Below are 23,353 nucleotides of genomic sequence, written 5' to 3' on the forward strand. Positions count from 1 at the left end.
ATGACCATCACCTCTGAGGAGTTCACCCGGACCATGGCCCGGGTGCCCGCCCCCGTGACGGTGGCCACGACGGTCGACGCGTCCGGGCGCAGATGGGGGTTCACGGGCAGCTCGTTCAGCTCGCTGTCCCTGGCCCCGCCACTGGTGCTGATCTGCCTGGGCAAGACCGCGAGCACCCATGAGGCGTTCACCACCGCCGGAAGTTTCATGATCAACATCCTGGCGGAGGGACAGGCGGACATCGCGAAGCGCTTCGCCGCCTCCGGTGTGGACCGGTTCGCGGCGGGGGACACCCTGCCGATGGAGCTGGGGCTGCCGGGCATCCCGGACGCGGTCGCCCGGGTCGCCTGCGCACTGCACCGCGTGGTGGACGGCGGCGACCACTCCGTCCTCATCGGCCGGGTCGTGGCGGCCCACGTCGGCGAGGACGCCCCGCTGGTCTACTACGACCGGTCCTTCCAGCGCCCGGTGTCGGTGGCCGAAACGGCCCCCGGGGCCGCGGTCTGGTGAGCGCGGCCCCGGGGCCGGGGGCCGAGGGGCGGATCGACCGCGGGGGCTCGTGCCCCCGCGCGATCCGCTGGTCGTGTCGGCGCGTGGGCCTTTCGGCCGCGGGGGCTCGTGGGCCTCTCGACCGGCAGGGGCTCAGTGCCCCCGCGCGATCCACTCGTCGAGGTGCGGGGCCTCGTCCCCGATGGCCGTGGAGTCGCCGTGGCCGGTGCGGACCACCGTCTCCGGGGGCAGCGTCAGCAGCCGCTCCCGGATCGACTCGATGATCGTCGGGAAGGACGAGTAGGAGCGCCCGGTCGCGCCGGGGCCGCCCTGGAAGAGGGTGTCCCCGGAGAAGACCGTGGTCAGCGCCGGGGCGTGCAGACAGACCGCACCGGGGGAGTGGCCGGGGGTGTGCAGCACCCGCAGCTCGGTCCCCGCGACGGTGAGGACGTCGCCGTCGGCCAGCGGCTTGTCCGGGGCGCGGTCCGGGTGGCGCATCCGCCACAGCACCTCGTCCTCGGGGTGCAGCAGGATCGGCGCGCCGGTGCGGTCGGCGAGGGCCGGGGCCGCGTCGATGTGGTCGTCGTGGCCGTGGGTGCAGATGATGCCGAGCAGCCGGCGGTCGCCGATGGCGTCCGCGATGGCTTCGGCGTCATGCGCGGCGTCGATCACGTACACCTCGTGGTCGTCGCCGATCAGCCACACGTTGTTGTCCACCTCCCAGGTGCCGCCGTCCAGCGAGAAGGTGCCGGAGGTGACGAGGTGATCGACGCGTACGGGCGGAGGGGTCATCAGAACATCACCACCGAGCGGAGCACCTCACCGCGGTGCATCTTGGCGAACGCCTCCTCGATGTCCTCGAGCCCGATCGTCTCGCTGACGAACGCGTCCAGGTCGAGGCGGCCCTGCTGGTAGAGGTCGATCAGCATGGGGAAGTCGCGGGACGGCAGACAGTCCCCGTACCAGGAGGACTTGAGCGCCCCGCCGCGCCCGAAGACGTCCAGGAGCGGCAGCTCCAGCTTCATCTCGGGGGTGGGGACGCCGACCAGGACGACCGTGCCGGCCAGATCGCGGGCGTAGAACGCCTGCTGGTACGTCTCGGGGCGGCCCACCGCCTCGATGACGACGTCCGCGCCGTTGCCGTCGGTCAGCTCCCGGATGGCCTCGACGACATCGGCGCTGCCCGCGTGGAGGGTGTGGGTGGCGCCCAGCGAGCGGGCCCACTCCAGCTTCCGCTCGTCCAGATCCACCGCGATGATCTTCGCGGCCCCGGCCAGCCGCGCCCCGGCGACCGAGGCGGCGCCGACACCGCCGCAGCCGATCACGGCGACCGAGTCACCGCGCTGGACATTGCCCGTGTTGAGCGCGGCGCCGATCCCGGCCATCACGCCGCAGCCGAGCAGCCCGGCCGCGGCGGGCGAGGCCGAGGGGTCGACCTTGGTGCACTGCCCGGCGGCCACCAGCGTCTTCTCGGCGAACGCGCCGATGCCGAGCGCCGGGGTCAGCGCGGTGCCGTCGGTCAGCGTCATGGGCTGCTTCGCGTTGTGGGTGTTGAAGCAGTACCAGGGGCGGCCGCGGCGGCAGGCCCGGCACTCGTGGCAGACGGCCCGCCAGTTGAGGATCACGAAGTCGCCGGGGGCCACCTCCGTGACGCCCTCGCCCACCGACTCCACGATGCCCGCCGCCTCATGGCCGAGCAGGAAGGGGAACTCATCGTTGATCCCCCCCTCCCGGTAGTGCAGATCGGTGTGGCAGACGCCGCACGCCTGGACCCGCACCACCGCTTCGCCGGGGCCGGCGTCCGGCACCACGATCGTCTCGATCCTGACCTTCTCGCCCTTGCCGGGGGCTACCACGCCGCGTACCTGTTGAGTCATGACAGCAGCGTAAGTGGCGACCACCGGCTACGACAGGGATGACGGGGCACGCCCGGAACGGGCCGCACCGGTGTTCCCCGGTGCGGCCCGTCCGGGCATCCTTCGGGGCTTACTTCACGTTGATCGCGGTCCAGGCGGCGGCGACCGCCTTGTACTCGGTGGAGCTGGAGCCGTAGAGGTCGGCCGCGGCACTGAGAGTGCCGGTGCGGGCGCCCGCGTACTTGGTCGTCGAGGTCCAGTACGTGGTCAGGGCCCGGTACCAGATCTTGATGGCCTTGTCCCGGCCGATCGCGGTGACGGTCGAGCCGTCGTAGGTCGGGCTGTTGTAGCTCACGCCGTTGATGACCTTCGCGCCGCTGCCCTCGGACAGCAGGTAGAAGAAGTGGTTGGCGGGACCGGAGGAGTAGTGGACGTCGATGTTGCCGAGCGTCGAGGACCAGTAGTCCTTGGACGCGCCGTCCTTGCTGGGCTTGTCCTGGTAGCGCAGCGGGGTGCCGTCGCCATTGATGTTGATCTTCTCGCCGATGAGGTAGTCACCGACGTCCGCGGAGTTGCCCGAGTAGAACTCCACCGCGGTGGCCATGATGTCGGAGGTGGCCTCGTTGAGGCCGCCGGGCTCACCGGCGTAGTTGAGGTTGGCGGTGGCCGCGGTCACGCCGTGGCTCATCTCGTGGCCGGCCACGTCCATCGCGGTCAGCGCGTTGGCGTTGCCCGAGCCGTCGCCGTAGGTCATGCAGAAGCAGGAGTCCTGCCAGAAGGCGTTCACGTAGCTGTTGCCGTAGTGGACGCGGGAGTACGAGCCCACGCCGTTGTTCTTGATGCCGTTGCGGCCCAGGAACTCCTTGTAGAAGTCCCAGGTCTCGGCCGCGCCGTAGTGCGCGTCGACGCCGGCGGTCTGGCGCCCGCCGCCCCATACGTCGTCCGCGTCGGTGAACAGGGTGCCGGTTCCCGAGCTGCCCTGGTTCAGGTCATAGGTCTTGTGGTTGCCACGGGTGGAGTCCGTGAGGCTGTAGGTGGAGCCGCTCTTGGTGGTGCCCAGGGGCACCGTGCCGCTGTACTTGCTGGTGCCGGTGCCGGTCTCGACGCCCTCCCACTGGGACAGCTTCGCGCCCGTGGTGGCGTCGGTGACGACGTGCAGCTCGCTCGGGGTGCCGTCGGCCTGCGTCCCGGTGACGACGGTCTCCCAGGCCAGGACGGGCTTGCCGGTGGCCGCCCAGACCACCTTCCGCGGCGACTTGGCCTTCTCGCCGGTGGTCGCCTTCGGCGCGGCCTTCAGCGCGGTGCCGGAAGCGGCCCCGGGGGTCACGGCGGCGTCGGTGCTCTTGACCGCTATCCGGGTGCCGGTGGCCTTGTTGACGGAGCGCGCGCCGCTGGTCTTCTCGTGGACGACCAGGTCGCCGCCGAGGACCGGCAGCCCCGCGTAGGTGCGCTCGTAGCGGGTGTGAACGGTTCCGTCCGCGTCCTTGATGACGTCGCGGACGAGGAGCTTCTCCTTGGCCCCGAGTCCGAGGGACTCGGCCTGCGCGGAGGCGTCGGCCTGGGCCGCCTTGATCGCGGTGGCGCGCTCGGTGGCGGTCAGCGGAAGCGCCGTGGCGCCCGCCTCGCGGGAGCGCTCCGGCTGGGCGCTGGCCTGGCCGGACTGCACACCGATGACGACCATGGCGGCGGAGGCGACGAGCGCCGCCACGCGGACGGTCTTCTTACGGGGGGAGGAAGCGATGGGTCTCACTCGGTCTCCTTGCCTTGGGGCCGCCGGGTCGCGGCCCTGTGTAGGGGGTACGGACGGCTATGGGTGGGCCGTCCGGTCGAGCAGGAGTGGTGCGAGTGGTGCACATAGTGGTGCGAGAGGGCCCTACTGCGGAGTCAGAGGACGCGCAGCGGGCCGACCAGAGATTGTCATCGAACGATCGATTCGGGTAGGCGCGTAACAAGAATTTGACTCGACGTTGTTCAAGTGGGGGCGAATTCGGTCAGCGAGGCATGAGGCAACAACAGCGGTTTGATGCCGACTTATGCCGCTACGTCATGCCCCCGTCGTGTTGGTGCATCCGGCCGTTCCGGGGGCCGGTACCGGCCAATCGCCCAGGTGGCGAGCGCGGCGGGCCGGTCGGCGGGCGCGGAGGGCGGCGTTGCTGTGTACGCGACGAGAAGACGATCTGTGTGCCGAACGGCGCGTAACACCCTCACCACGGGCACCGGCACCGGCACCGTCCCACCGCTCGACCGGGCGACGGGGGGAGCTCAGAACTCCAACACCGCGCGGTAGCGCGCGCGTCCGTGGCGGACATGGTCGAGCGCCTCGTCCAGGCGCGCGACCGGGAAGGTCTCGACGGCCGGGCGGATGCCGTGCCGCGCCGCGAAGTCCAGCATCTGCCGGTTCTCCGCCGGTGCTCCCACGAGGCCGCCGACGAGCCGCTTCTCGCCCAGCAGAAGGCTCAACGGGTGGAAGCCGAAAGGCCCGTGGGGAACGCCGACCACGCACAGCGTCCCCTGCGGGCGCAGCGCCGCGAGATACGCGTCCCACGGCAGGTCGGCCGAGACGGTCGAGAGGATGAAGTCGAACGAGCCCGAGACCCGCTGAAGCCCCTCCTCCGCGGCGACGAACTCATGGGCGCCGAACCGGCGGCTGTCGTCCGCCTTCGCCGCCGTCGAGGAGATGGCGGTCACCTGGCAGCCCCACTTGGCGAGGAACTGGATCGCGAGGTGGCCCAGACCGCCCACCCCCACCACGGCGACCCGGTCGGTGGGCCGGACCCCGTTCCGCGTGATCGCCGAGAACACGGTGATCCCGGCGCACAGGAGCGGCGCCGCGTGCTCGGAGGCGAGGGAGTCGGGGATCGGCTGGACATACCGCCAGTCGCTCGCCCGCACCCGGGTGGCGAACGCGCCGCGGTCGCCGCGCAGGACCGTGTCGTCCTTGTCCGCGCACAGATACTGCCGACCGCTGAGGCACCACTCGCAGGCGAAGCACGCCCCCGCCACCGCGCCGACGCCCACCCGCTGGCCGACGGCAAGCTGCCTGCCGTCGACGGCGCTGCCCACGGCCTCGATCACGCCGACCGACTCATGGCCCGCGACCAGCGGGAACCGGGAGATGCCGTGCGCGTCGTCGACCATGGCGACGTCGGTCTGGCAGACACCGCAGTGCGTCACGGCGACGTCGACCTCCAGGGGTCCCAGGGGCTCCGGCGCGTACTCGAGCCGCTGAACAGGGCCACCGGCCCGCTCCACCGCGTATGCGCGCACGGTCATGCGCCCCACCTCGTTTCTAACTAACTAGTTGGTTGGTTTTTTGTACGCTACGTGGCAGCGCCCGCGTTGGCAACTAACCAGTTGGTAACCTGAGCCCCGTGTCTCCCCGGAAAAGTGATGCCACCCGCCGCCGCCTGCTCGACGCGGCCACCGCCGACTTCGCCGCCCATGGCATCGCGGGCGCCCGGGTCGACCGCATCGCGGCCGCCGCGGGCATCAACAAGGCGCAGCTCTATGCCTACTTCGGAGACAAGCTCGGCCTCTTCGGGGCCGTCTTCCGCCTCCACGCCGACGCCGTCGTCGACTCCGTGCCGTTCACGGCCGACGACCTCCCCCAGTACGCCGTGCGGCTGTACGACACCGCCGTGGAACGCCCGGAGCTGATCCGCCTGGCCACCTGGGCGAGGCTCGAAGGAGTGGCCACCGACAATCTGGTGACCGAGTCATCGGCCAATGTCGCCACCAAACTCCAGGCGATCGCCGATGCCCAGCGCGACGGCCGGGTCACCGCCTCGATGGACCCCCAGGACGTCCTCGCACTGCTGCTCGCCATGGCCCTGACCTGGTCCGCCTCCGGGCTCTCCGCCACAGCCGCCCCGGACGACCCGCCCGCGGCCCACGACCGCCGCAAGCAGGCCCTCTCCCAGGCGGTCTCGGGCGCCTTCGGCGCGCGGGGCTGATCGTCCTCCGAAAGGGTGGCTACGGGCCGGGCCGTCCGAGACCGCTCGCCTACGCTGGAAGCATCGCTCCGTACGAAGGAGGTCCACCGTGGCACTGACGGCCCCCGAGCGCGAAGCGCGCACGGACAGTGGCGAGAGCACCGCTTCATCGGTCGAGGAAGCCTTCGTGGCGTTGAGCGCGGCAGCCCCCGAGGGATGGCGCGTGGAACTGATCGAAGGAGAAATCCACGTGGTGCCTCCCGCTAACGGTGAGCACGAAGAGATTGTGTCCGAGGTTGCGGACCAGGTGACCAGCCGTCGTACGAACAAGGAATTGCGGACACGTACCGGGCTTGGGCTCCTCGTTCCTGGAGCTTCGGCCACCGGCAAGGTTGTCCCGGATATCGTCATCGCGCCCAAGGGGAGCTTTGACGACTCCTTGGAGTACCACGACCCCGGCGCGGTGATGCTCGTCGGCGAGGTCACCTCGCATTCGACCGCCGACAACGACCGGGGGCCCAAGCTGCGGGGCTACGCGGCGGCGGGCATTCCGTTCTACCTGCTGATCGACCGGGAACGGAACCAGGCCGTACTGCACTCCCTGCCCGCCGGGAAGAGGTACACCCGCAAGGTCGAGGTCGACATCTCCCAGCCGCTGTCGCTGCCCGAACCGCTCGGGTTCGACCTGGACACCAGCGAGTTCTGACCCCGTTCCCCTTATAAGGGCCTTATGAGCGCCTTATGGGCGCCGATATGGCGAGGGCCGCCCCTGGTGTGGGGCGGCCCTCAGTGTTTCCGCGCCGGTGAAACCTCAGACGTTGACGCCGAAGTCCTGGGCGATGCCCACGAGACCGGCGGCGTAGCCCTGGCCCACGGCACGGAACTTCCACTCCGCGCCGTTGCGGTACAGCTCGCCGAAGACCATGGCGGTCTCGGTCGCGGCGTCCTCGCTCAGGTCGTAGCGGGCGATCTCGGTGCCGCCGGCCTGGTTGACGATGCGGATGAACGCGTTCCGCACCTGGCCGAAGTTCTGGCTGCGGGACTCGGCGTCGTAGATCGAGACCGGGAAGACGATCTTCTCCACGTCGGCCGGCAGACCGGCCAGGTTGACGTTGATCTGCTCGTCGTCGCCCTCGCCCTGGCCGGTGACGTTGTCACCGGTGTGGACGATGGTCTGGTCCGGCGTGGACTTGTTGTTGAAGAACACGAAGTGCTGGTCGGAGTAGACCTTGCCGTTCGCGTTCACGGCGATGGCACTCGCGTCGAGGTCGAAGTCGGTGCCCGTGGTGGTGCGGACGTCCCAGCCGAGGCCGACCGTGACGGCGGTCAGGCCCGGTGCCTCCTTGGTGAGCGAGACGTTGCCGCCCTTGGACAGGCTTACAGCCATGGGGAGTCCCTTTCGTGGTCTCGATGATTCGAGGCGACGGGCGAAGCCGTCGTCACCCTCCACAACGCCACGAACAGCCCGACAGGTTCCAGCTCCCTTTACTTTCTTTGCCAAACCCTGATGCGGCGGTGTGACGAGATAACCGGATGACGCCGCCGGGGTCGGCAGGCGACCATGGACGCATGCCCGCGCCCTATGTCATCCGAGGTTCCGTCTCCTTGCCGGAGGCCGAGCTGATGTGGCGTTTCTCGCGGTCCTCCGGGCCCGGTGGACAGCACGTCAACACCAGCGACAGCCGGGTCGAGCTGCGCTTCGACCTCGCCCGCACCGAGGCGCTGCCGCCCGTGTGGAAGGAGCGCGCGCTGGAGCGGCTGGCGGGCCGGCTGGTGGACGGGGTGGTGGCCGTACGGGCCGCCGAGCACCGTTCGCAGTGGCGCAACCGCGAGACGGCCGCCGTAAGGCTCGCATCGCTGCTCGCGGAGGCGACCGCGCCACCGCCCAAACCGCGCCGCCCCACCCGGATCCCCCGGGGCCTCAACGAGCGGCGGTTGCGAGAGAAGAAGCAGCGCAGTGACGTCAAGCGGGGGCGTACGGGGCGGGGCTGGACGTAGCACCGGGCCCGGGGCCGACTGGGGCCGAGCCGACCGGCGGGCCGACCGGAACCGGGCCGACCGGACTCGCGGCTCCTTACTTTTCGGCCTCCACCCCCTGGCGCCCTCACCCCAGCGCCCGATAGCGCCCCCTGAAATACGTCAGCGGCCCGCCCTCCGCGGCCGGTGCCGCCGCGGCGAGCACCCGCGCCACCACCAGCGTGTGGTCCCCGGCCGTCACCCGCTGCTCGGTGCGGCACTCCAGCATCGCCAGCGCGCCCACCGCGAGCGGGGCGTCCGTGTGCTCGCCCCGCACCACGGGCATGTCCTCGAACAGCAACCTGTCGCTGATGCGCCCCTTCATGGCGAATCGTCCTGCAATGTGTCGCTGACCTTCCGACAGGACCGATACCGCCCAATGCGGCTGTCGCTCCAGCAGCTCGTCCATCCGCGAACCGTTGCGAACGCTCACCATCACCAGCGGCGGGTCAAGTGACACTGACATGAACGCGGTGGCCGTCATGCCGACGTCCTCGCCGCGCGGCCCCTCCTCCGGGTCATGCGCGGTCACCAGCACCACGCCCGCGGTGAGCCGTGACAGCGCGGCACGGAACTCGTCCTCACTCACCCCACCAGCATGGGGGACGGCGGGCTCGGCTGGACTGGAAGGAGTCGTCGGGAACACCCCTCGACGCTAACCGCCCCCGTCCCCTCCCCGCATCGGGCCCGGGGACCATGGCGGGCTTAGGCCGTCGGCCGTAGGCCGGGCGTCGATGGGAGGGTGTTCGGGCTGTTCGGGCGGTCGCCTTGCATGGCCAGGTATCGCCGTTCCGGAATTTGCGTTCACAAAAACTTGGAGCGCTCCCACCCCCTCTGTTAAAGAAGTGAATACGTTCTGTGACATGAGTCACAGCAGGCAGTAATTGTTGACCCTGTGTACCGAGTGAACAGCTCGCTGTGATTCAGTGGCCGTGGCAATCGGACGACAAGACGCCAGGAGTTTGCTGTCGAGGTCTCGGGGGAGTGCGATCGATGGAGACCGAGTCGGAGCCGTACATCCGCCTTGCGACACTGCGGCAGCTGCACCAGGTAGTCGCCGATCTGAACACCGCCCGCAGCCTCGCCGACACGCTTCAGGCCGTCGCCGACGGCGTCATCGCCGGACTCGGGTTCGAGCTGTCGGCAGTCAATCTCGTCCGCCCCGACGGAGACCTCGTCGTCGCCGCCGTCGGCGGCAGCGCCGGGGCCGAGGCGCTCATGGCCGGGCGGGTCGGCTCCCGCTGCTCCTGGGAGCGCCGGCTGTCCATGGGCGACCGCTGGGGCGATCTGCGCTTCATCCCGTACAGCGAGGGCTGGGTCCTCGACGACGACGACGTCCCGCAGTGGCACACCCCGGGCCCCGCGCCCCGCTTTCCCGACGAATGGCACCCCATGGACCGCCTGTTCGCCCCGCTCTACGCGGCGGGCGCCTCCGGCGGCGAGCTCATCGGCGTCATCTCCGTCGACAAACCGCGCAACGGCCGCCGCCCCGGCGCCTGGGGCCGCGAGGCCCTCCAGATGTACGCCTTCCACGCCGCCGTCGCGATCGGCAACGCCCGGCTGCGCGGCAATATGCAGCGCGCCCTGCTGCGCCTGGAGCGCGAGCAGCAGGCGCTGCGCGCCAGCGAGGAGTCCTTCCGGCAGGCGTTCGAGTACGCGCCCAGCGGTATGGCCATCGCCGAGATGGGCGGCGATCAGCACGGCCGGCTGCTGCGCACCAACGACGCCCTGTGCCGGCTGCTGGGCCGTCCCGCCTCCGCGATGCGCCGCTTCTCCTTCTCCGACCTCGTCCACCCCGAGGACATCGGCACCCTGCTGCGCACCTCCGCCGAGGGCGGTCGCGCCGAGCTGCGCCTGGCCCGCCGCGACGGTTCGTATGTCTGGGTCTCGCTGCGCAACTCGGTGGTGGCCGACGCCGCCGACGGCCCGCGCTTCCTGCTCACCCATGTCGAGGACATCGAGGAGCGCAAGCGCCATGAGCTGCAGCTCGCCCACCGGGCCAGCCACGACTCCCTGACCGGCCTGCCCAACAGCGCCGAGCTGCGCGCCCGGCTCGCCGCCCGGCTGTGCGCCACCCCGCCCCGGCCGGGCGGGGGCTACGACGACGAGGCCGCCTCGCCCGACGGCGCGGGTGGCGGCGGGGTCTATGTCGACGCGGCGGGACATCTGCACGGCTTCGACGACTTCGAGTGCTTCGGCACTCCGCCTCCCGCCGAGAGCGTCCCGTTCGACGGCCATGTGCACACCATCCCGCCCAACGAGGACTCCAACGCCGACGACGGCCATAAGGGGCTCGCGGTGCTCTTCTGCGACCTCGACGGCTTCAAGTCCATCAACGACCGCTTCGGGCACCACGCGGGCGACGCCGTGCTCATCGAGGTCGCCCGCCGGCTGACCAACGGCGTGCGGGAAGGGGATACGGTCGCCCGCCTCGGCGGTGACGAATTCGTCGTCCTCGCCGACGGCCTCGGCCGGGCCGACGCCCAGGACCTGGCGGTGCGGCTGCGCAACGCGATCACCCCACCCATCCGGGTCGACGGCCGGGCCGTCCGGGTGGGTGCCAGCTTCGGCATCGGCTGGGCGGGCTGCGGAATGTCGGCCGAAGAGGTGCTGCACTCCGCCGACCAGCGGATGTACATCGAGAAGCGGTCCCGCTCCAAGGAGCGCCGCCGGGCCGGATGAGGTGTGCGGGTCATGCGGGCGTGACTGTGCGGGTGTGTGGGCGTGGCCGTGCGGCCGGGCGGTTGTGAGATGTGCCGGTGGGTGGTTGTGAGATATGTCGGGGGGTAGGAGGGGTGCACCGACCGGCCGAATGAGGTGTGGGAGCGGTCGGTCGCGGTAGGCTGCGCCGATGCGGCCCTGCCGCCGACAGTGAACCGATCGTGAATATTGGCCATCCGGACAGCACACGCCCTGTTGAGGCCCTCTCGACCCTGATATGAGCTGTCGTGGCGCGTTCTGATCCTGCGCCGATGGCCATATGCATAGGGGAGTGACGAGGGATGACGGCCGGCAACAACGGCTCGGGCACACCGGAGAACGACGACCCGTTCGCCTACCTGTACCGCTCGGAAGGGGACCAGGGGGACCAGGGCGGTCAGTCGGGCCAGCCGGGTCAGCCGGGTGCCGCCCCCCGCACCGGTGGCTACGGCTATCCAGGTCCGGCTCAGCCAGGGGTCCCCCGCACCTCCTACAACCAGGTCCGTGCGGTGGGCGAGCGCAACTACGGCCAGCAGATCCCGAACCAGCCGCCGCAGGGGTACGGCCAGCAGCAGGGCGGCTACGGTCGGCAGAACGCCCACTACGCCGCCCCCGAGACGCTGCCCGGCGGGGCACCCCGCCAGCCCGGTGCGGCCGTCCCGCACGGCGGCCATGGGGGAGGCGGCCGGGGCCCCAACAACAAGGGGCTGCTGGTCGGTGCGATGGCCGTGGTCGCGGTGGTCATCGTGGGCATCGGCGTCGCCATGATCACCAACGGTGACGACAAGAAGGACGACCAGACCGATCCGACGAACCAGCCCACGGCGGGCTCCAGCGTCGGGCCCGGCGAGTCCTCCGGGCCCTCCAAGGCCCCGGACGAGAATCTGCCCACCGAGGACGCCGCCAAGATGCGGCTGACCGGCGGCGCGGCCGCCGCGAGCGCCATCCAGGGCGCCAAGGCCGACGGCGGCTCCTACGTCGGCGTCAACGCCCCGGGCGCGTCCGCGACCTGGAGCGTGGACGTGGACAAGGCGAAGTCGTACCGGCTGTACGTCACGTACGGCGTGCCCGGCGAGGACCAGAGCATGTCGCTGACGATCAACGGCAAGAAGGAGGCGCGGCCGCTCAACATGAAGAACTTCGCGGGCGCGCCGAAGGGTGACTTCGAGAAGGGCTGGACGGAGACCTGGTCGATCGTCCAGCTCAGCAAGGGCACCAACACGATCACCGTGTCGTGTGAGAACGGCGACAAGTGCAACGCCAACATCGACCAGATGCGGCTGGACAAGGCCAAGGGCTAGGCCCGTACTGCCAAGGGTCGGGGCCCCGGAGAGGTCGCCGGGGTCCCAAGAGGGTGCGGGGCTTTTGAACGTACGGCGGTGCTCGCGGCGGCCTCACGCCGCCGCCGGGTACTCCGTCACCTCGACTCCCGCCAGCACCTCGTCGTAGACCGCCCGGTCGAACTCGCCCGCCACCGGGGCCCGTACGGCCGCCGCCGACAGGGCCACCGCGCGGGCGAGCCGGTCCGGCCACGGCGCCTCCTCGACCAGCCCGGACAGCAGCCCCGCGACCGCCGCGTCCCCGGCCCCGGTCGGATTGCCCGCCAGTCGGCGCGGCGGGGCGGCGCGCCAGGCGCCGTGGGCGGTGACCGCGAGCATGCCGTGCGGGCCGAGCGAGGCGGCCACCGCGCGCGCCCCGCGCCGCCGGGCGTCGCGCGCGGCGCGCAGCGGGTCGGTGGAGCCGGTGAGCCCGGCGAGCTCATCGATGTTGGGCTTGACGAGATGGGGGCGGGCGGCGATGCCCCGGCGCAGCGGTTCGCCGCTGGTGTCCAGCAGGGTGGGCACGCCCGCCGCATGCGCCTCCCGGATGAGCTGGGCGTACGTCCCGACGGGGACCCCGGGTGGCAGGCTGCCGCACAGTGCGACCGCCGACGCCTCGCGCAGCAGCCGGCCGTAAGCGTCCATGAAGGTGGACCACTCGGGGGTGGTGACGATCGGGCCGGGCTCGTTGAGCTGGGTGGTGTCGCCCGTGGTGGCGTCCACGACGCCGATGGTGCGCCGGGTGGTCCCGGCGATCGGGACCAGTGCGTCGGTGATCGTTCCGTGCGGTGCCTTGGGGCCGGTGCGGGGCACGGCGATTTTGCCGAGCAGTTGCCGCAGCACCGCGCCGGTGACCCCACCGACGAGGCCGGTGACGACGGTGTCGTGGCCCAGGGCGGCCAGCACCCGGGCCACGTTGAGGCCCTTGCCGCCGGGCCGTTCGGTGACCTCGGTGACGCGGTGGGTGGTGTGCGGACGCAGTTCTGGCACCCGGTAGGTGACGTCGAGGGCGGCGTTGAGCGTGACCGTGAGGATCACCCTGGCATCCCCTCTCCCGTCCCCCCGCCGGACGGAGATTCCTGTGCTGAACGCGACTGTGTGCCGAGCCGTGCGTGCCCGTGCCTGGGCCCGAGCCCGCACTCATGCCTGTGCCCGTGCCCGCACTCATGCGATGCCCGTGCCCGAGCGATCATGCCAAAACGAGTGGCTTCGGCCCAGACCTCCGTGTCGTTCCGGTCACCGTCATCGCCGCCTGAAATCAGGGCATTTCAGCTCGGTTCGGGATGGACCACCCAGCCGCCCCGGCGCATCACGCCCCGCAGCCGGAAGTCGTCGTCGAGCACGACGAGATCCGCGTCCTTGCCCACCTCGAGCGAGCCCACCCGGTCGGCGATGCCCAGCAGCCGGGCGGGGGTCGCGGACAGCGCCCTTACGGTCTGCTCGACGCTGAGCCCGTCGATCGTGACGGCCCGCTGGAAGGCACGGTCCAGGGTGAGGGTGGAGCCCGCGATGGAGCCGGCCGTCGGCCCGTCGCTGATCCGCGCGACGCCGTCCTTGACCTCGACCTCCATCGGGCCGAGCGGATAGCGCCCGTCGTTCATGCCCGCCGCGCCCATCGCGTCGGTGATGAAGGCGACCCGGTCCGCGCCCGCCCGGTGGAACGCCAGCTCCAGCATGGCGGGGTGCAGATGCGTGCCGTCGTTGATCAGCTCGATGGTGACCCGCTCGTCCTCCAGCAGCGCGGCGATCGGGCCGGGGGCGCGGTGCAGCAGCGACGGCATCGCGTTGAACAGGTGGGTCGCCACGGTCGCGCCCGCCTCGACGGCCTCCCGCGTCGCCTCGTACGTCGAGTCGGTGTGGCCGACGGCCGCGAGGACTCCGCTGTCGGCCAGCAGCCGTACGGACTCCAGCCCGCCCGGCAGTTCGGGGGCGAGGGTCATCATCCGCGCGGTGCCGCGCGCCGCGTCCACCAGTTTGCGCACATCCGCCGGATCGGGCGCGCGCAGCAGCGACGGCTGGTGGGCGCCGCAGCGGTGGGGGGAGATGAACGGCCCCTCGAAGTGGATGCCCGCCAACTCGCCCTGCTCCACCAGCTCCGAGAGGACGGCGGCCTGCCGGGCGAGGTCGTCCAGATCGCCCGTGACAGTGGAGGCGAGCATCGTGGTGGTGCCGTGCAGCCGGTGCGTACGGATGGCGGTCAGCGACTCCTCGGGGGTGCCCGCCGAGAACGAGGCACCGCCGCCGCCGTGCACATGCAGGTCCATGAAGCCGGGGACGATCCAGCGGCCCGGCAGGTCGAGCGCCTCCACTGCCGCCTCGCCGTGGCCGGGCGCGGTATCCGCCGCCGGCCCCGCCGCGGTGATGCGCGTGCCTTCGACCGTCACCCGCCCGTTGTCGACCACGCCTCCCGGCAGGACCACCCGGGCGCCTGTGAGAACCGTTCGCTGGACCATCAGGCGGTTACCTCCGTGGAGAGTCGATCCCAGGCGAGCAGACCCGCGCCCAGGCAGCCGGCGGTGTCCCCGAGGGCCGCCGGGACGATTCGGGGAAGCTGCTGGAAGGTGAGCCGCTCCTCGACCGCGGTGCGCAGCGGCGCGAACAGGGTTTCCCCGGCCTCGGCCAGCCCACCGCCGACGATCAGCACACCGGGGTCCAGCAGGGTGAGGCCGGTCACCAGACCGTCGGCGAGCGCGCTCACCATCTCCCCCCATACGGCCACGGCCCTCGGATCGCCGGACCGGACGGCCTTGGCGCAGTCGGCGGCGTCGGCCGCCGGATCACCGCTCGCACCGGCCCAGGCGCGGCCCACCGCCGCCGCCGAGGCGAGCGTCTCCAGGCAGCCGGACTGACCGCAGCCGCAGGCGGGGCCGCCCGGCCGGACGACGATATGGCCGATCTCGCCGGAGGAACCGTGCGCTCCGGGGTCGATCCGCCCGTCGATGCCGATGGCGCCCGCGATGCCGGTGCCGACGGATACGAACAGGAAGCGCCGCGCGCCCTCGCCCGCTCCTATCCGCCCCTCGGCCAGCCCGCCCATCCGGACGTCGTGCCCGAGCGCGACCGGGATCCCGCCCAGCCGCTCGGTGAGCAGCGCGCGCAGCGGGACGTCGCTCCAGCCGAGGTTGGCGGCGAAGACGGCCACCCCGCGGCCCTCGTCCAGGACCCCGGGCACGCCGACCCCCGCGGCCACCGCGGGCCCGCCGAACCGTCGCTCGCCGATCTCGCGCAGCTCGGCGGCGAAGTCGAGGATCGCTGCGACGACCGCCTCGGGTCCGCGCTCCCGCTCGGTGGGCCTCCTGGCCTCATGGAGGAGTGTGGTGTCCGCCCCGATCAGGGCGGCCTTCATGCCGGTGCCGCCCACATCCAGGGCGATGACGTGTTTCACATGGAACAGTCTCGCGCGATCCACCATGAGAGGTCTAGTCCACTCGCCGCTTCTCGTCAGGAGATCACGCCGTTGCCGGTAAGGGAGTTGGTATGAACCTGCTCTTCCGTTTGTGAGTGGGTGACACATCGCACTTTGGCGTGTAACAGCCCGCTCACCTGGGCAAGTGAGCCACCGATATCGAAGCGATATGCCCATGGTGTAGACCTTGTGGAGGTTTGCAAGGCAGACTCGCTCGACCTCGGGGGAGGACCCTGGAGGATGAAACAAGCCATAGGGTGGGAAAACAGCGGTGCAGCGGCGACGGTTCTTGGGTTTGACAACGGCGGGTGTCGCGGCGGTGACGACGACACCCGGGCTCACGGCCTGTGGCAGCGACGGCTCCGGCTCGGACGGTGACGCTACGCTGAAGGTGGTCGCGGCCGACTACGGCGACAGCACCGCCAACAGCTCCCAGAAGTACTGGAACAAGCTGGCCCGGGCCTTCGAGGCCAAGAACAGCGGGATCAAGGTCGAGGTCAAGGTCTATAGCTGGACCGAAGTGGACCGGCGCGTCGCCGAGATGGTCAAGAACGGTCAGGCCCCGGACATCGCGCAGATCGGCGCGTACGCCGACTACGCCGCGCAGGGCAAGCTCTACCGCGCCGACGAGATGCTCGCCATCCCCACCCAGGCCGGTTTCATCACCTCGATCGCCCATGCGGGCGAGGTGCGGCGAGTGCAGTACGGGGTGCCGTTCGTGGCCAGCGCCCGGCTGCTCTTCTACAACAAGAAGCTCTTCGACCAGGCCGGTATATCCTCCGCCCCCACGAGCTGGGACGAGCTCAAGGAGGCGGCCGTCCGGCTCAAGGCCGACGGGGTGAAGATCCCGTACGCGCTGCCGCTCGGCCCCGAGGAGTGCCAGGCCGAGACCATGATGTGGATGCTCAGCGGCGGTGGCGGCTACACCGACACCAACGGCAGCTACACCATCGACTCCTCCGCGAACATCAAGACCTTCGAATGGCTGCGGGACGAACTGGTCGGCGCGGACCTCACCGGCCCCGGCTCCCCGGCCCGCACCAACCGGCAGGACGCCTTCGACGCCTTCACCCGCGGCGAGGTCGGCATGCTCAACGGCCACCCGACCCTGATGCAGCAGGCGTCCGGCCACGGCATCAACTACGGCACCGCGCCCCTGCCCGGCCGCAGGGGCAAGTCCCCGTCGACGATGGGCGTCGCCGACTGGCTGATGGCCTTCAAGCAGAACGGCCACCGTAAGGAGATCGGGAAGTTCCTCGACTTCGTCTACACCGAGAAGAACGTGCTGGACTTCGTCACCGAGTACGACCTGCTGCCGGTGACCACCGCCGTCGAGCAGACGATGCTCGGCGACCGTGAGTACAAGCGGCTGTGGCGGTTCCTCGACGAGCTGGAGAGCGCCGAGTTCTACCCGGCCGACAAGACCTCCTGGGCGGAGGTCAGCAAGCTGTTCAAGCAGAAGATCGGCTCGACCGTGGCCAAGGGCGGCGACCCGACGAGCGTGCTGGGCCAGATCCAGCGCGAGGCCGACGCCATGGAGAATGCGGGGGCATGACAGTGGACACGCCCGCCCCCGGCCCTTCCGACGACCCTGCCGACCAGGGCGGGGACGGGGGCGGGGAGCAGGACGGGGGCCGGGACCGGGTCGAGAGCCCGGCTGAGGGGCAGGACCAGGACCAGGAGCCGGACCCGGGTGACGGGCTGTCCGACCGCGACGTGGCCGTGCTCGCCGTGGAGCGACGCGGCTGGCCGGGCCCCGGCGCCAAGGAGCGTGCGATACGGGAGCGGCTGGGCATCTCCCCGACCCGCTACTACCAACTGCTGAACGCGCTGCTGGACGACCCCAGGGCCCTGGAGCACGACCCGGTGACCGTCAACCGGCTGCGGCGGGTCAGGGACGAGCGCCGCGAACGGCGCTGACGTCCATCGGGGGGAGGGATGGCCGGGGCGGTTCACCGACGGGGCGGCTAGGAGCTGTTCACCGGTGGGACCTCCCTGCGCCGTTCACCGGTGGGACGCCCGGGGGAAGCCCGTGGTGCCGCCGGGCCCGGTAGGGTCACCGCCATGGGCAGCGCTATGGGCAGTCACCCCCTCCCCGTACCTACCACCGCCGTCGGACGCGAGGGCCTCGCCGCCCTCCTCGAACGGCCCGGCCGCGCCGTCGTCGGACTCGACTTCGACGGCACCCTCGCCGAGATCGTCCCCGACCCCGACCGGGCCCGCGCCCACCCCGGCGCCGTCCCCGCGCTCTCCCGGCTGGCCCCGTGGCTGCGCTCCGCCGCGGTGATCACCGGCCGTCCGGCCGAGGTCGCCGTCCGGTACGGCGGGTTCGCCGGGGCCGAGGGGCTGCACGGGCTCGTCGTCCTCGGTCTCTACGGCGCCGAGCGCTGGGACGCGGCGAGCGGCGCCGTCCAGGCACCCGAACCGCACCCCGGCGTCGCCGCCGTCCAGGCCGAACTCCCCGCCGTCCTCGATGAGTACGGCGCTTCGCAGGGCACCTGGATCGAGGACAAGGGCCGCGCCGTCGCCGTCCATACCCGCCGTGCCGAGGACCCGCAGGCCACGTTCGAGCTGCTGCGCGCGCCGCTTCACGCCCTGGCCGAGCGCCATGGGCTGATCGTCGAGCCGGGCCGACTGGTGCTGGAGCTGCGGCCCCCTGGCATGGACAAGGGCGTCGCGCTCACGGAGTACGTACGGCGGACGGGCGCGGAAGCCGTGCTCTATGCGGGCGACGACCTGGGCGACCTGGCCGCGTTCGCGGCGGTGGAGCGGCTGCGCGAGGAGGGTGTGCCGGGGGTGCTGGTGTGCAGCGGCAGCACGGAGGTGACCGAACTCGCCGAGCGGGCCGACCTGGTGGTCGACGGCCCGGCGGGCGTGGTGGAGCTGCTGTCGTCCCTGGCAGACGCGGTCAGCGGCGCCAACGCTTCGTAGAGCCCGCCCGGACCGCGCCGGTCACCTCGTAGGTCCGTGGCTCAGAAGCCCGCCGCCACCGCGAAACCCTCGCCCCTACAGCGCCCGCAACTGCGCCAGGAACCATGCCTGGGGCGGCAGCGCGGTCGCGGCGGCGGCGAGTCGCTTCGTACGGTCCGCGCGCTCGCCGTCGCTCATGCGCAGCGCCTCGTCCAGCGCCCGGGCCGTGGCCTCCACGTCGTACGGGTTCACCACCAGCGCGTCGTCGCCCAGCTCGGCGTACGCCCCCGCCTCCCGCGACAGCACCAGCGCACATCCCCGCTCGGAGACCACCGGGACCTCCTTGGCCACCAGGTTCATCCCGTCCCGGATGGGGTTGACCAGCGCCACGTCCGCCAGTCGGTAGGCCGCCAGCGACCGTGCGAAGTCGTCCTTCACATGCAGGGCGACCGGGGTCCAGCCCTCCGTGCCGTACTCGGCGTTGATCTCGTCCGCGAGCCGCCGCACCCGCTCGGTGTAGTCGCGGTAGACCGAGAGGTCCTGGCGGGAGGGGTAGGCGAAGGCCACATGCACCACGCGCTCCCGCCACTCGGGGTGGGTCTCCAGCAGCCGCCGGTAGGCCAGCAGCCCGCGCACGATGTTCTTGGACAGCTCGGTGCGGTCCACCCGGACGATCGACTTCCGGTCCGGCCCGATCTGCGCCCGCAGATTGCTCAGCCGTTCGTCCACATCGGCCTGCCGCGACCGCTGCCGCAGGAAGTCCGCGTCCGCGCCCAGGCCGTGGACGCCCAGTCGGGTCTCCCGCCCCTCGAAGCGCACGGCCGTCGGCGGGCCGTCGCCGTTGCCGTCACCGTCACCGTCGCCGTCCCGGACGATCTCCGCGCCCAGCACGGCCGCGCAGCAGTCGGCGAAGGCGCCGGCCCAGCGCTCGGTGAGGAACGCGGCGCGGTCGCCGCCGAGGATGCCCCGCAGCACACCCGCCGCGACGTCGTCCGGCAGCAGCCGGTAGTAGTCCGGCGGGGCCCAGGGGGTGTGCGAGAAGTGACCGATCCGCAGGTCGGGGCGCCGCTCGCGGAGCATCGCGGGCACCAGCGCCAGGTGGTAGTCCTGCACCAGGACGACGGCCTCGTCCACCGCTTCCTCGGCGAGCGCGTCCGCGAAGGCCGCGTTATAGGTCTCGTAAGCCGCCCACTGGTCGGCGAACTCCGCGTCGAAGACCGGCTCGACCGGGGTCTGGTAGAGCAGATGGTGGATGAACCACAGCACCGAATTGGCGATGCCGTTGTACGCGGCGGCGAAGACATCCGGCGCGATGTCGAGCATCCGCACCTGCTGGCCGCCGGTGTCACCGGGGTTCAGATGGTTTTCCCCGGCGCGCCGGGCCGCCTCGCGATCACCCTCCCCGAGCGCCGCGCACACCCACACCGCGTTCGCGTCCGGGCCGATGGCGCTGAGGCCGGAGACCAGCCCGCCACCGCCGCGCCGGGCGGTGAGCGAGCCGTCCTCGCCCAGGGTGTACGAGACCGGACCACGGTTGGACGCGACCAGGATCGGGGCGGTGCGCGGAACTGCCATGTCGCGAGCCTAGCCAGCCGCGACCCCGCGCAAACGTACGTACGGTTTCTTGCCCCGTAGGCGGTATGGGGCGGCCTGTTTCCGCCCCGTAGGGGCTATCGCCTGATGCCGGGGTCCCGGGGTCATCACGCCGCGCCGCCCGGGTGCGTCACGCCGCGCGCCGCTCCGCGTACTCCGGTATCTCGATCATCGGCGGCCGCTCCTCGGTGTCCACAGCCGTGGTGCGCGGCTCGAAGCCGTTGTCGCCCCGGTCGAACTGGGTCAGCCGCGGCCGCACCAAATGGCCCCGGGCCAGCCGCAGCTGCGCGGTGCGGTAGATCGCGGCCGCCATCCGGCCGAGCGCCAGCCCGTCCTGGTGGCGGTGTTTGCGCACCCCGATGTCCACCTGGCCGAGCGCGTCGAGACCCACCGTGTGCAGCGCGTCGACCAGCAGCCCCAGCTCGACCCCGTAGCCGACCGGGAAGGGCAGCCGCTCCAGCAGCGTGCGGCGCGCCGCGTACTCACCGCCCAGCGGCTGGACGAATCCGGCCAGCAGGGGCCAGTGCAGATTCAGCAGCGGGCGGGCGACCAGCTCGGTGACCCGGCCGCCCTGGCCCGCCAGCTCGCCGAGTGGGCGGTCGTACATGCCCTTCACGAGCTGCAGCGTGGGGTCGGTCAGCAGCGGACCGACGATCCCCGAGACGAAGCGCGGATCGAATTCCCGCAGGTCGGCGTCGATGAAGCAGATGATGTCGCCGCTCGTGGCCAGCAGGGACCGCCACAGCACCTCGCCCTTGCCGGGCAGCGCGGGCAGCCGGGGGAGCAGCGAGTCGCGGGGGACGACGGTGGCGCCCGCCGCCGCGGCGACCTCGGCGGTGCGGTCCGTCGAGCCGGAGTCCAGCACCACCAGCTCGTCCACCAGCGGCGCCGCCTCGCCCATCAGCTCCCGGCGGATTGTCGCGGCGATCTCGCCGACCGTGGCCTCCTCGTTCAGGGCGGGCAGGACCACGCTCAGGGTCGTCGCCGAGCCCCGCTTCGCGTCCAGCAGGCGGTCCAGCGGCCGGTCGTCGGCCGACCAGGAGCGGTGCTTCAGCCAGCGCTCCACCTCATCCAGCACCTGTGTCTCTCCCTGCCGTGGTCGCTGTGATCCATCTCGCGCATCGGACGGCTAGCTCAACCATCCGGGCCGTCGGTTACAGTCTTGAACAACGCGCATGGCCGTCGTATGTCGGGGTCGACCTCGGTGTTTACCGAGGAAGCCCGTGATGATGCCGTGCTGACAAACGCCCGGGTCCGCCCGGTGCCATACCGCTCATCCAGAGGGGCAGAGGGAACGGCCCGTTGAAGCCCCGGCAACCCTCCAGCTGATCTCGCATTCCGCAGCGAGGCTCCCAGCTCGGGAAGGTGCCAATTCCGTCTCGTGGCGAAATGCGTCGCGAGGAAGATGAGGAGAAAGGGCCTCGCCATCCATGGCTGTGCAGTCAGTAGAAAGCTCAACCACTTCCTCCACCTCCGACGCCTCCGGTGCCTTCGGTCCCGCCATCGCATTGTCCTGCCGGGAGTGCGGTGAGCGGTTCGATCTGGGCCCGATCTTCGCGTGTGAGGTCTGTTTCGGGCCGCTTGAGGTCGCGTACGAGCTGCCGGCCGGCGACCCGGAGGAGCTGCGCCGGCGCATCGAGGCCGGTCCGAACAGCATCTGGCGCTATGCCCCGCTGCTGCCCGTCCCGGCGGACGTGGCGGACCTGCCCAGCCTGCACCCCGGTTTCACCCAGTTGGTCAAGGCCGACAACCTCGCCCGTGAGCTCGGCGTCACCGGTGAGCTGCACATCAAGGACGACTCCGGGAACCCCACCCACTCCTTCAAGGACCGGGTCGTCGCCATCGCCGTCCAGGCCGCCCGCACCTTCGGCTTCACCACCCTCTCCTGCTCCTCCACCGGCAACCTCGCCGGCGCGGTCGGCGCCGCCGCCGCCCGTGCGGGATTCCGCTCCTGCGTCTTCATCCCGCACGACCTGGAGGCGGGCAAGGTCGTCATGGCCGCGGTCTACGGCGGTGAGCTGGTCGGCATCGAGGGCACCTACGACGACGTCAACCGCTTCTGCAGCGAGCTGATCGGCGACCCGGTGGGCGAGGGCTGGGGCTTCGTCAACGTCAACCTGCGGCCGTACTACGGCGAGGGCTCCAAGACCCTCGCGTACGAGATCTGCGAGCAGCTCGGCTGGCGGCTGCCGGACCAGATCGTCATCCCGATCGCCTCCGGCTCCCAGCTAACCAAGATCGACAAGGGGCTGAAGGAGCTGATCGCGATCGGTCTGGTCGAGGACAAGCCCTACAAGATCTTCGGCGCCCAGGCCGAGGGCTGCTCCCCGGTCTCCGCCGCCTTCAAGGCCGGCCATGACGTCGTCCGGCCGCAGAAGCCGCAGACCATCGCCAAGTCGCTGGCCATCGGCAACCCCGCGGACGGCCCGTACGTCCTGGACATCGCCCGCCGTACGGGCGGCGCGGTGGAGGACGTGAACGACGAGCAGATCGTCGACGCGATCAAGCTGCTCGCCCGCACCGAGGGGATCTTCGCGGAGACCGCGGGCGGGGTGACCGTCGGCGTGACCAAGAAGCTGATCGAGGACGGTCTGCTCGACCCGTCCCTGACGACCGTCGTGCTCAACACCGGCGACGGCCTCAAGACCCTCGACGCGGTGGCCCCCACCACGGGTCCCTCCGCCATCATCCGCCCCACCCTTGACTCGTTCCGAGAGGCTGGTCTCGCATGAGCGTCAACGTCCGAATCCCGACCATCCTGCGCACCTACACCGCCGGTCAGGCCGAGGTCCCCGCCGAGGGCGCGACCCTCGCCGAGGTCCTGGCGGACCTGGAGAAGAACCACCAGGGCATCGCGGCCCGCGTGCTGGACGACACCGGCAAGCTCCGCCGCTTCGTCAACGTCTACGTCAATGACGATGACGTCCGCTTCGCCGATGGCCTGGCCACGGCTACCCCGGACGGTGCCGGGATCTCGATCATCCCGGCGGTCGCGGGCGGCTGCTGACCCCGCGTCCACCCTCCTCACCTTTGGCATCGCCCCGTCCGGGGACAACCGGACGGGGCGATTCCGTGTGTGGAATCGCGATACAGTTGCCCGGAATCCCCGATGGCCCCCGGGCCGGAACCACA

Annotated in this window: 22 protein-coding genes and 1 riboswitch; of the genes, 11 read left to right on the forward strand and 11 right to left on the reverse strand. The window is 71.2% G+C overall.

Annotated elements, in window-relative coordinates:
- Entirely contained in the window at nt 1-510 is a 510-nt protein-coding gene (locus J5X86_RS04200; RefSeq protein ID WP_208515408.1) for a flavin reductase family protein, read from the forward strand.
- 132 nt (nt 511-642) lie between these two features.
- Here the strand turns inward: J5X86_RS04200 and J5X86_RS04205 are convergent, their stop codons facing one another.
- The 4 genes from J5X86_RS04205 to J5X86_RS04220 all read right to left on the reverse strand — a co-directional run bounded on the left by J5X86_RS04205 (nt 643) and on the right by J5X86_RS04220 (nt 5,618).
- On the reverse strand, nt 643-1,281 hold the full coding sequence (locus tag J5X86_RS04205) for an MBL fold metallo-hydrolase (RefSeq protein WP_208515409.1): 639 nt from the start codon (nt 1,279-1,281) through the stop codon (nt 643-645).
- Nucleotides 1,281-2,366 (reverse strand): S-(hydroxymethyl)mycothiol dehydrogenase, encoded by a 1,086-nt coding sequence (locus J5X86_RS04210; RefSeq protein WP_208515410.1) that lies wholly within the window; start codon nt 2,364-2,366, stop codon nt 1,281-1,283. The genes J5X86_RS04205 and J5X86_RS04210 overlap by 1 nt, the downstream gene beginning before the upstream one ends.
- A gap of 109 nt (nt 2,367-2,475) precedes the next feature.
- Nucleotides 2,476-4,095 (reverse strand): M4 family metallopeptidase, encoded by a 1,620-nt coding sequence (locus tag J5X86_RS04215; RefSeq protein WP_208515411.1) that lies wholly within the window; start codon nt 4,093-4,095, stop codon nt 2,476-2,478.
- Nucleotides 4,096-4,607: 512 nt separating this feature from the next.
- On the reverse strand, nt 4,608-5,618 hold the full coding sequence (locus J5X86_RS04220; RefSeq protein ID WP_208515412.1) for an NAD(P)-dependent alcohol dehydrogenase: 1,011 nt from the start codon (nt 5,616-5,618) through the stop codon (nt 4,608-4,610).
- Nucleotides 5,619-5,716: 98 nt separating this feature from the next.
- Between J5X86_RS04220 and J5X86_RS04225 the strand changes: the two genes are divergently transcribed.
- Both J5X86_RS04225 and J5X86_RS04230 read left to right on the forward strand, forming a co-directional pair.
- Nucleotides 5,717-6,298 carry a TetR/AcrR family transcriptional regulator gene (locus tag J5X86_RS04225; RefSeq protein ID WP_208515413.1) on the forward strand — a complete coding sequence of 194 codons (582 nt, stop codon included), beginning with the start codon at nt 5,717-5,719 and terminating at the stop codon, nt 6,296-6,298.
- A gap of 88 nt (nt 6,299-6,386) precedes the next feature.
- A complete protein-coding gene (locus J5X86_RS04230; RefSeq protein ID WP_078642106.1) occupies nt 6,387-6,983 on the forward strand; it encodes a Uma2 family endonuclease in 597 nt (198 codons plus the stop codon).
- Between the two features lie 105 nt (nt 6,984-7,088).
- Here the strand turns inward: J5X86_RS04230 and J5X86_RS04235 are convergent, their stop codons facing one another.
- Nucleotides 7,089-7,664, reverse strand: coding sequence for a TerD family protein (locus J5X86_RS04235; protein WP_059142734.1), 576 nt, complete (start codon nt 7,662-7,664; stop codon nt 7,089-7,091).
- Nucleotides 7,665-7,846: 182 nt separating this feature from the next.
- On the opposite strand from J5X86_RS04235, the gene arfB reads away from it, so the two are divergent.
- Nucleotides 7,847-8,275, forward strand: a complete 429-nt coding sequence (gene arfB / locus J5X86_RS04240; RefSeq protein ID WP_208515414.1) for an alternative ribosome rescue aminoacyl-tRNA hydrolase ArfB — start codon at nt 7,847-7,849, stop codon at nt 8,273-8,275.
- Between the two features lie 106 nt (nt 8,276-8,381).
- On the opposite strand, the gene J5X86_RS04245 is transcribed toward arfB, so the two are convergent.
- Nucleotides 8,382-8,882, reverse strand: a complete 501-nt coding sequence (locus tag J5X86_RS04245; RefSeq protein WP_308124441.1) for a flavin reductase family protein — start codon at nt 8,880-8,882, stop codon at nt 8,382-8,384.
- Nucleotides 8,883-9,286: 404 nt separating this feature from the next.
- Here J5X86_RS04245 and cdgB point away from each other — a divergent pair, with 404 nt between their 5' ends.
- Nucleotides 9,287-10,975, forward strand: a complete 1,689-nt coding sequence (cdgB, locus tag J5X86_RS04250; protein WP_078642103.1) for a diguanylate cyclase CdgB — start codon at nt 9,287-9,289, stop codon at nt 10,973-10,975.
- Between the two features lie 320 nt (nt 10,976-11,295).
- Nucleotides 11,296-12,294 (forward strand): carbohydrate-binding protein, encoded by a 999-nt coding sequence (locus J5X86_RS04255; RefSeq protein ID WP_208515416.1) that lies wholly within the window; start codon nt 11,296-11,298, stop codon nt 12,292-12,294.
- A gap of 93 nt (nt 12,295-12,387) precedes the next feature.
- On the opposite strand, the gene J5X86_RS04260 is transcribed toward J5X86_RS04255, so the two are convergent.
- From J5X86_RS04260 to J5X86_RS04270, 3 genes are all read right to left on the reverse strand, one after another.
- Nucleotides 12,388-13,350 (reverse strand): 1-phosphofructokinase family hexose kinase, encoded by a 963-nt coding sequence (locus tag J5X86_RS04260; protein WP_208515417.1) that lies wholly within the window; start codon nt 13,348-13,350, stop codon nt 12,388-12,390.
- Between the two features lie 230 nt (nt 13,351-13,580).
- Complete coding sequence (gene nagA, locus J5X86_RS04265; RefSeq protein WP_208515418.1) at nt 13,581-14,765, reverse strand: N-acetylglucosamine-6-phosphate deacetylase; 1,185 nt, start codon at nt 14,763-14,765, stop codon at nt 13,581-13,583.
- Complete coding sequence (locus tag J5X86_RS04270) at nt 14,765-15,697, reverse strand: ROK family protein (RefSeq protein WP_208515419.1); 933 nt, start codon at nt 15,695-15,697, stop codon at nt 14,765-14,767. The genes nagA and J5X86_RS04270 overlap by 1 nt, the downstream gene beginning before the upstream one ends.
- 292 nt (nt 15,698-15,989) lie before the next feature.
- Here J5X86_RS04270 and J5X86_RS04275 point away from each other — a divergent pair, with 292 nt between their 5' ends.
- The 3 genes from J5X86_RS04275 to otsB all read left to right on the forward strand — a co-directional run bounded on the left by J5X86_RS04275 (nt 15,990) and on the right by otsB (nt 18,649).
- Nucleotides 15,990-17,273 carry an extracellular solute-binding protein gene (locus tag J5X86_RS04275; RefSeq protein WP_208515420.1) on the forward strand — a complete coding sequence of 428 codons (1,284 nt, stop codon included), beginning with the start codon at nt 15,990-15,992 and terminating at the stop codon, nt 17,271-17,273.
- A 146-nt stretch (nt 17,274-17,419) separates the two neighbouring features.
- The gene (locus J5X86_RS04280) at nt 17,420-17,638 is read left to right on the forward strand and encodes a DUF3263 domain-containing protein (protein ID WP_078647486.1); all 219 of its coding nucleotides are present in this window, start codon (nt 17,420-17,422) and stop codon (nt 17,636-17,638) included.
- A 156-nt stretch (nt 17,639-17,794) separates the two neighbouring features.
- Entirely contained in the window at nt 17,795-18,649 is an 855-nt protein-coding gene (gene otsB / locus J5X86_RS04285) for a trehalose-phosphatase (protein WP_208515664.1), read from the forward strand.
- A gap of 75 nt (nt 18,650-18,724) precedes the next feature.
- Here the strand turns inward: otsB and J5X86_RS04290 are convergent, their stop codons facing one another.
- Both J5X86_RS04290 and J5X86_RS04295 read right to left on the reverse strand, forming a co-directional pair.
- Nucleotides 18,725-20,203, reverse strand: a complete 1,479-nt coding sequence (locus J5X86_RS04290; protein WP_208515421.1) for a trehalose-6-phosphate synthase — start codon at nt 20,201-20,203, stop codon at nt 18,725-18,727.
- A 148-nt stretch (nt 20,204-20,351) separates the two neighbouring features.
- Nucleotides 20,352-21,299, reverse strand: coding sequence for a glucosyl-3-phosphoglycerate synthase (locus J5X86_RS04295; RefSeq protein ID WP_208515422.1), 948 nt, complete (start codon nt 21,297-21,299; stop codon nt 20,352-20,354).
- Between the two features lie 192 nt (nt 21,300-21,491).
- Nucleotides 21,492-21,633: riboswitch (SAM riboswitch) on the forward strand.
- Between the two features lie 18 nt (nt 21,634-21,651).
- Between J5X86_RS04295 and thrC the strand changes: the two genes are divergently transcribed.
- Together thrC and J5X86_RS04305 are read left to right on the forward strand one after the other, a co-directional pair.
- Complete coding sequence (gene thrC / locus J5X86_RS04300; RefSeq protein WP_078642095.1) at nt 21,652-22,953, forward strand: threonine synthase; 1,302 nt, start codon at nt 21,652-21,654, stop codon at nt 22,951-22,953.
- Nucleotides 22,950-23,228, forward strand: coding sequence for a MoaD/ThiS family protein (locus J5X86_RS04305; protein ID WP_059142722.1), 279 nt, complete (start codon nt 22,950-22,952; stop codon nt 23,226-23,228). Before thrC ends, J5X86_RS04305 begins: the two co-directional genes overlap by 4 nt.
- Nucleotides 23,229-23,353 lie beyond the last annotated feature (125 nt).

Source organism: Streptomyces sp. NEAU-YJ-81 (genome assembly GCF_017592595.1).
In the GTDB taxonomy this organism is placed as follows: domain Bacteria; phylum Actinomycetota; class Actinomycetes; order Streptomycetales; family Streptomycetaceae; genus Streptomyces; species Streptomyces hygroscopicus_B.

Excerpts from the sequence above, each read along its gene's own strand:
- J5X86_RS04200 (WP_208515408.1), top strand. The coding sequence starts at position 1 with ATGACCATCACCTCTGAGGAGTTCACCCGGACCATGGCCCGGGTGCCC.
- J5X86_RS04205 (WP_208515409.1), bottom strand. The coding sequence starts at position 1,281 with ATGACCCCTCCGCCCGTACGCGTCGATCACCTCGTCACCTCCGGCACC.
- J5X86_RS04210 (WP_208515410.1), bottom strand. The coding sequence starts at position 2,366 with ATGACTCAACAGGTACGCGGCGTGGTAGCCCCCGGCAAGGGCGAGAAG.
- J5X86_RS04220 (WP_208515412.1), bottom strand. The coding sequence starts at position 5,618 with ATGACCGTGCGCGCATACGCGGTGGAGCGGGCCGGTGGCCCTGTTCAG.
- J5X86_RS04235 (WP_059142734.1), bottom strand. The coding sequence starts at position 7,664 with ATGGCTGTAAGCCTGTCCAAGGGCGGCAACGTCTCGCTCACCAAGGAG.
- arfB (WP_208515414.1), top strand. The coding sequence starts at position 7,847 with ATGCCCGCGCCCTATGTCATCCGAGGTTCCGTCTCCTTGCCGGAGGCC.
- cdgB (WP_078642103.1), top strand. The coding sequence starts at position 9,287 with ATGGAGACCGAGTCGGAGCCGTACATCCGCCTTGCGACACTGCGGCAG.
- J5X86_RS04255 (WP_208515416.1), top strand. The coding sequence starts at position 11,296 with ATGACGGCCGGCAACAACGGCTCGGGCACACCGGAGAACGACGACCCG.
- nagA (WP_208515418.1), bottom strand. The coding sequence starts at position 14,765 with ATGGTCCAGCGAACGGTTCTCACAGGCGCCCGGGTGGTCCTGCCGGGA.
- otsB (WP_208515664.1), top strand. The coding sequence starts at position 17,795 with ATGGGCAGTCACCCCCTCCCCGTACCTACCACCGCCGTCGGACGCGAG.
- J5X86_RS04290 (WP_208515421.1), bottom strand. The coding sequence starts at position 20,203 with ATGGCAGTTCCGCGCACCGCCCCGATCCTGGTCGCGTCCAACCGTGGT.
- thrC (WP_078642095.1), top strand. The coding sequence starts at position 21,652 with ATGGCTGTGCAGTCAGTAGAAAGCTCAACCACTTCCTCCACCTCCGAC.
- J5X86_RS04305 (WP_059142722.1), top strand. The coding sequence starts at position 22,950 with ATGAGCGTCAACGTCCGAATCCCGACCATCCTGCGCACCTACACCGCC.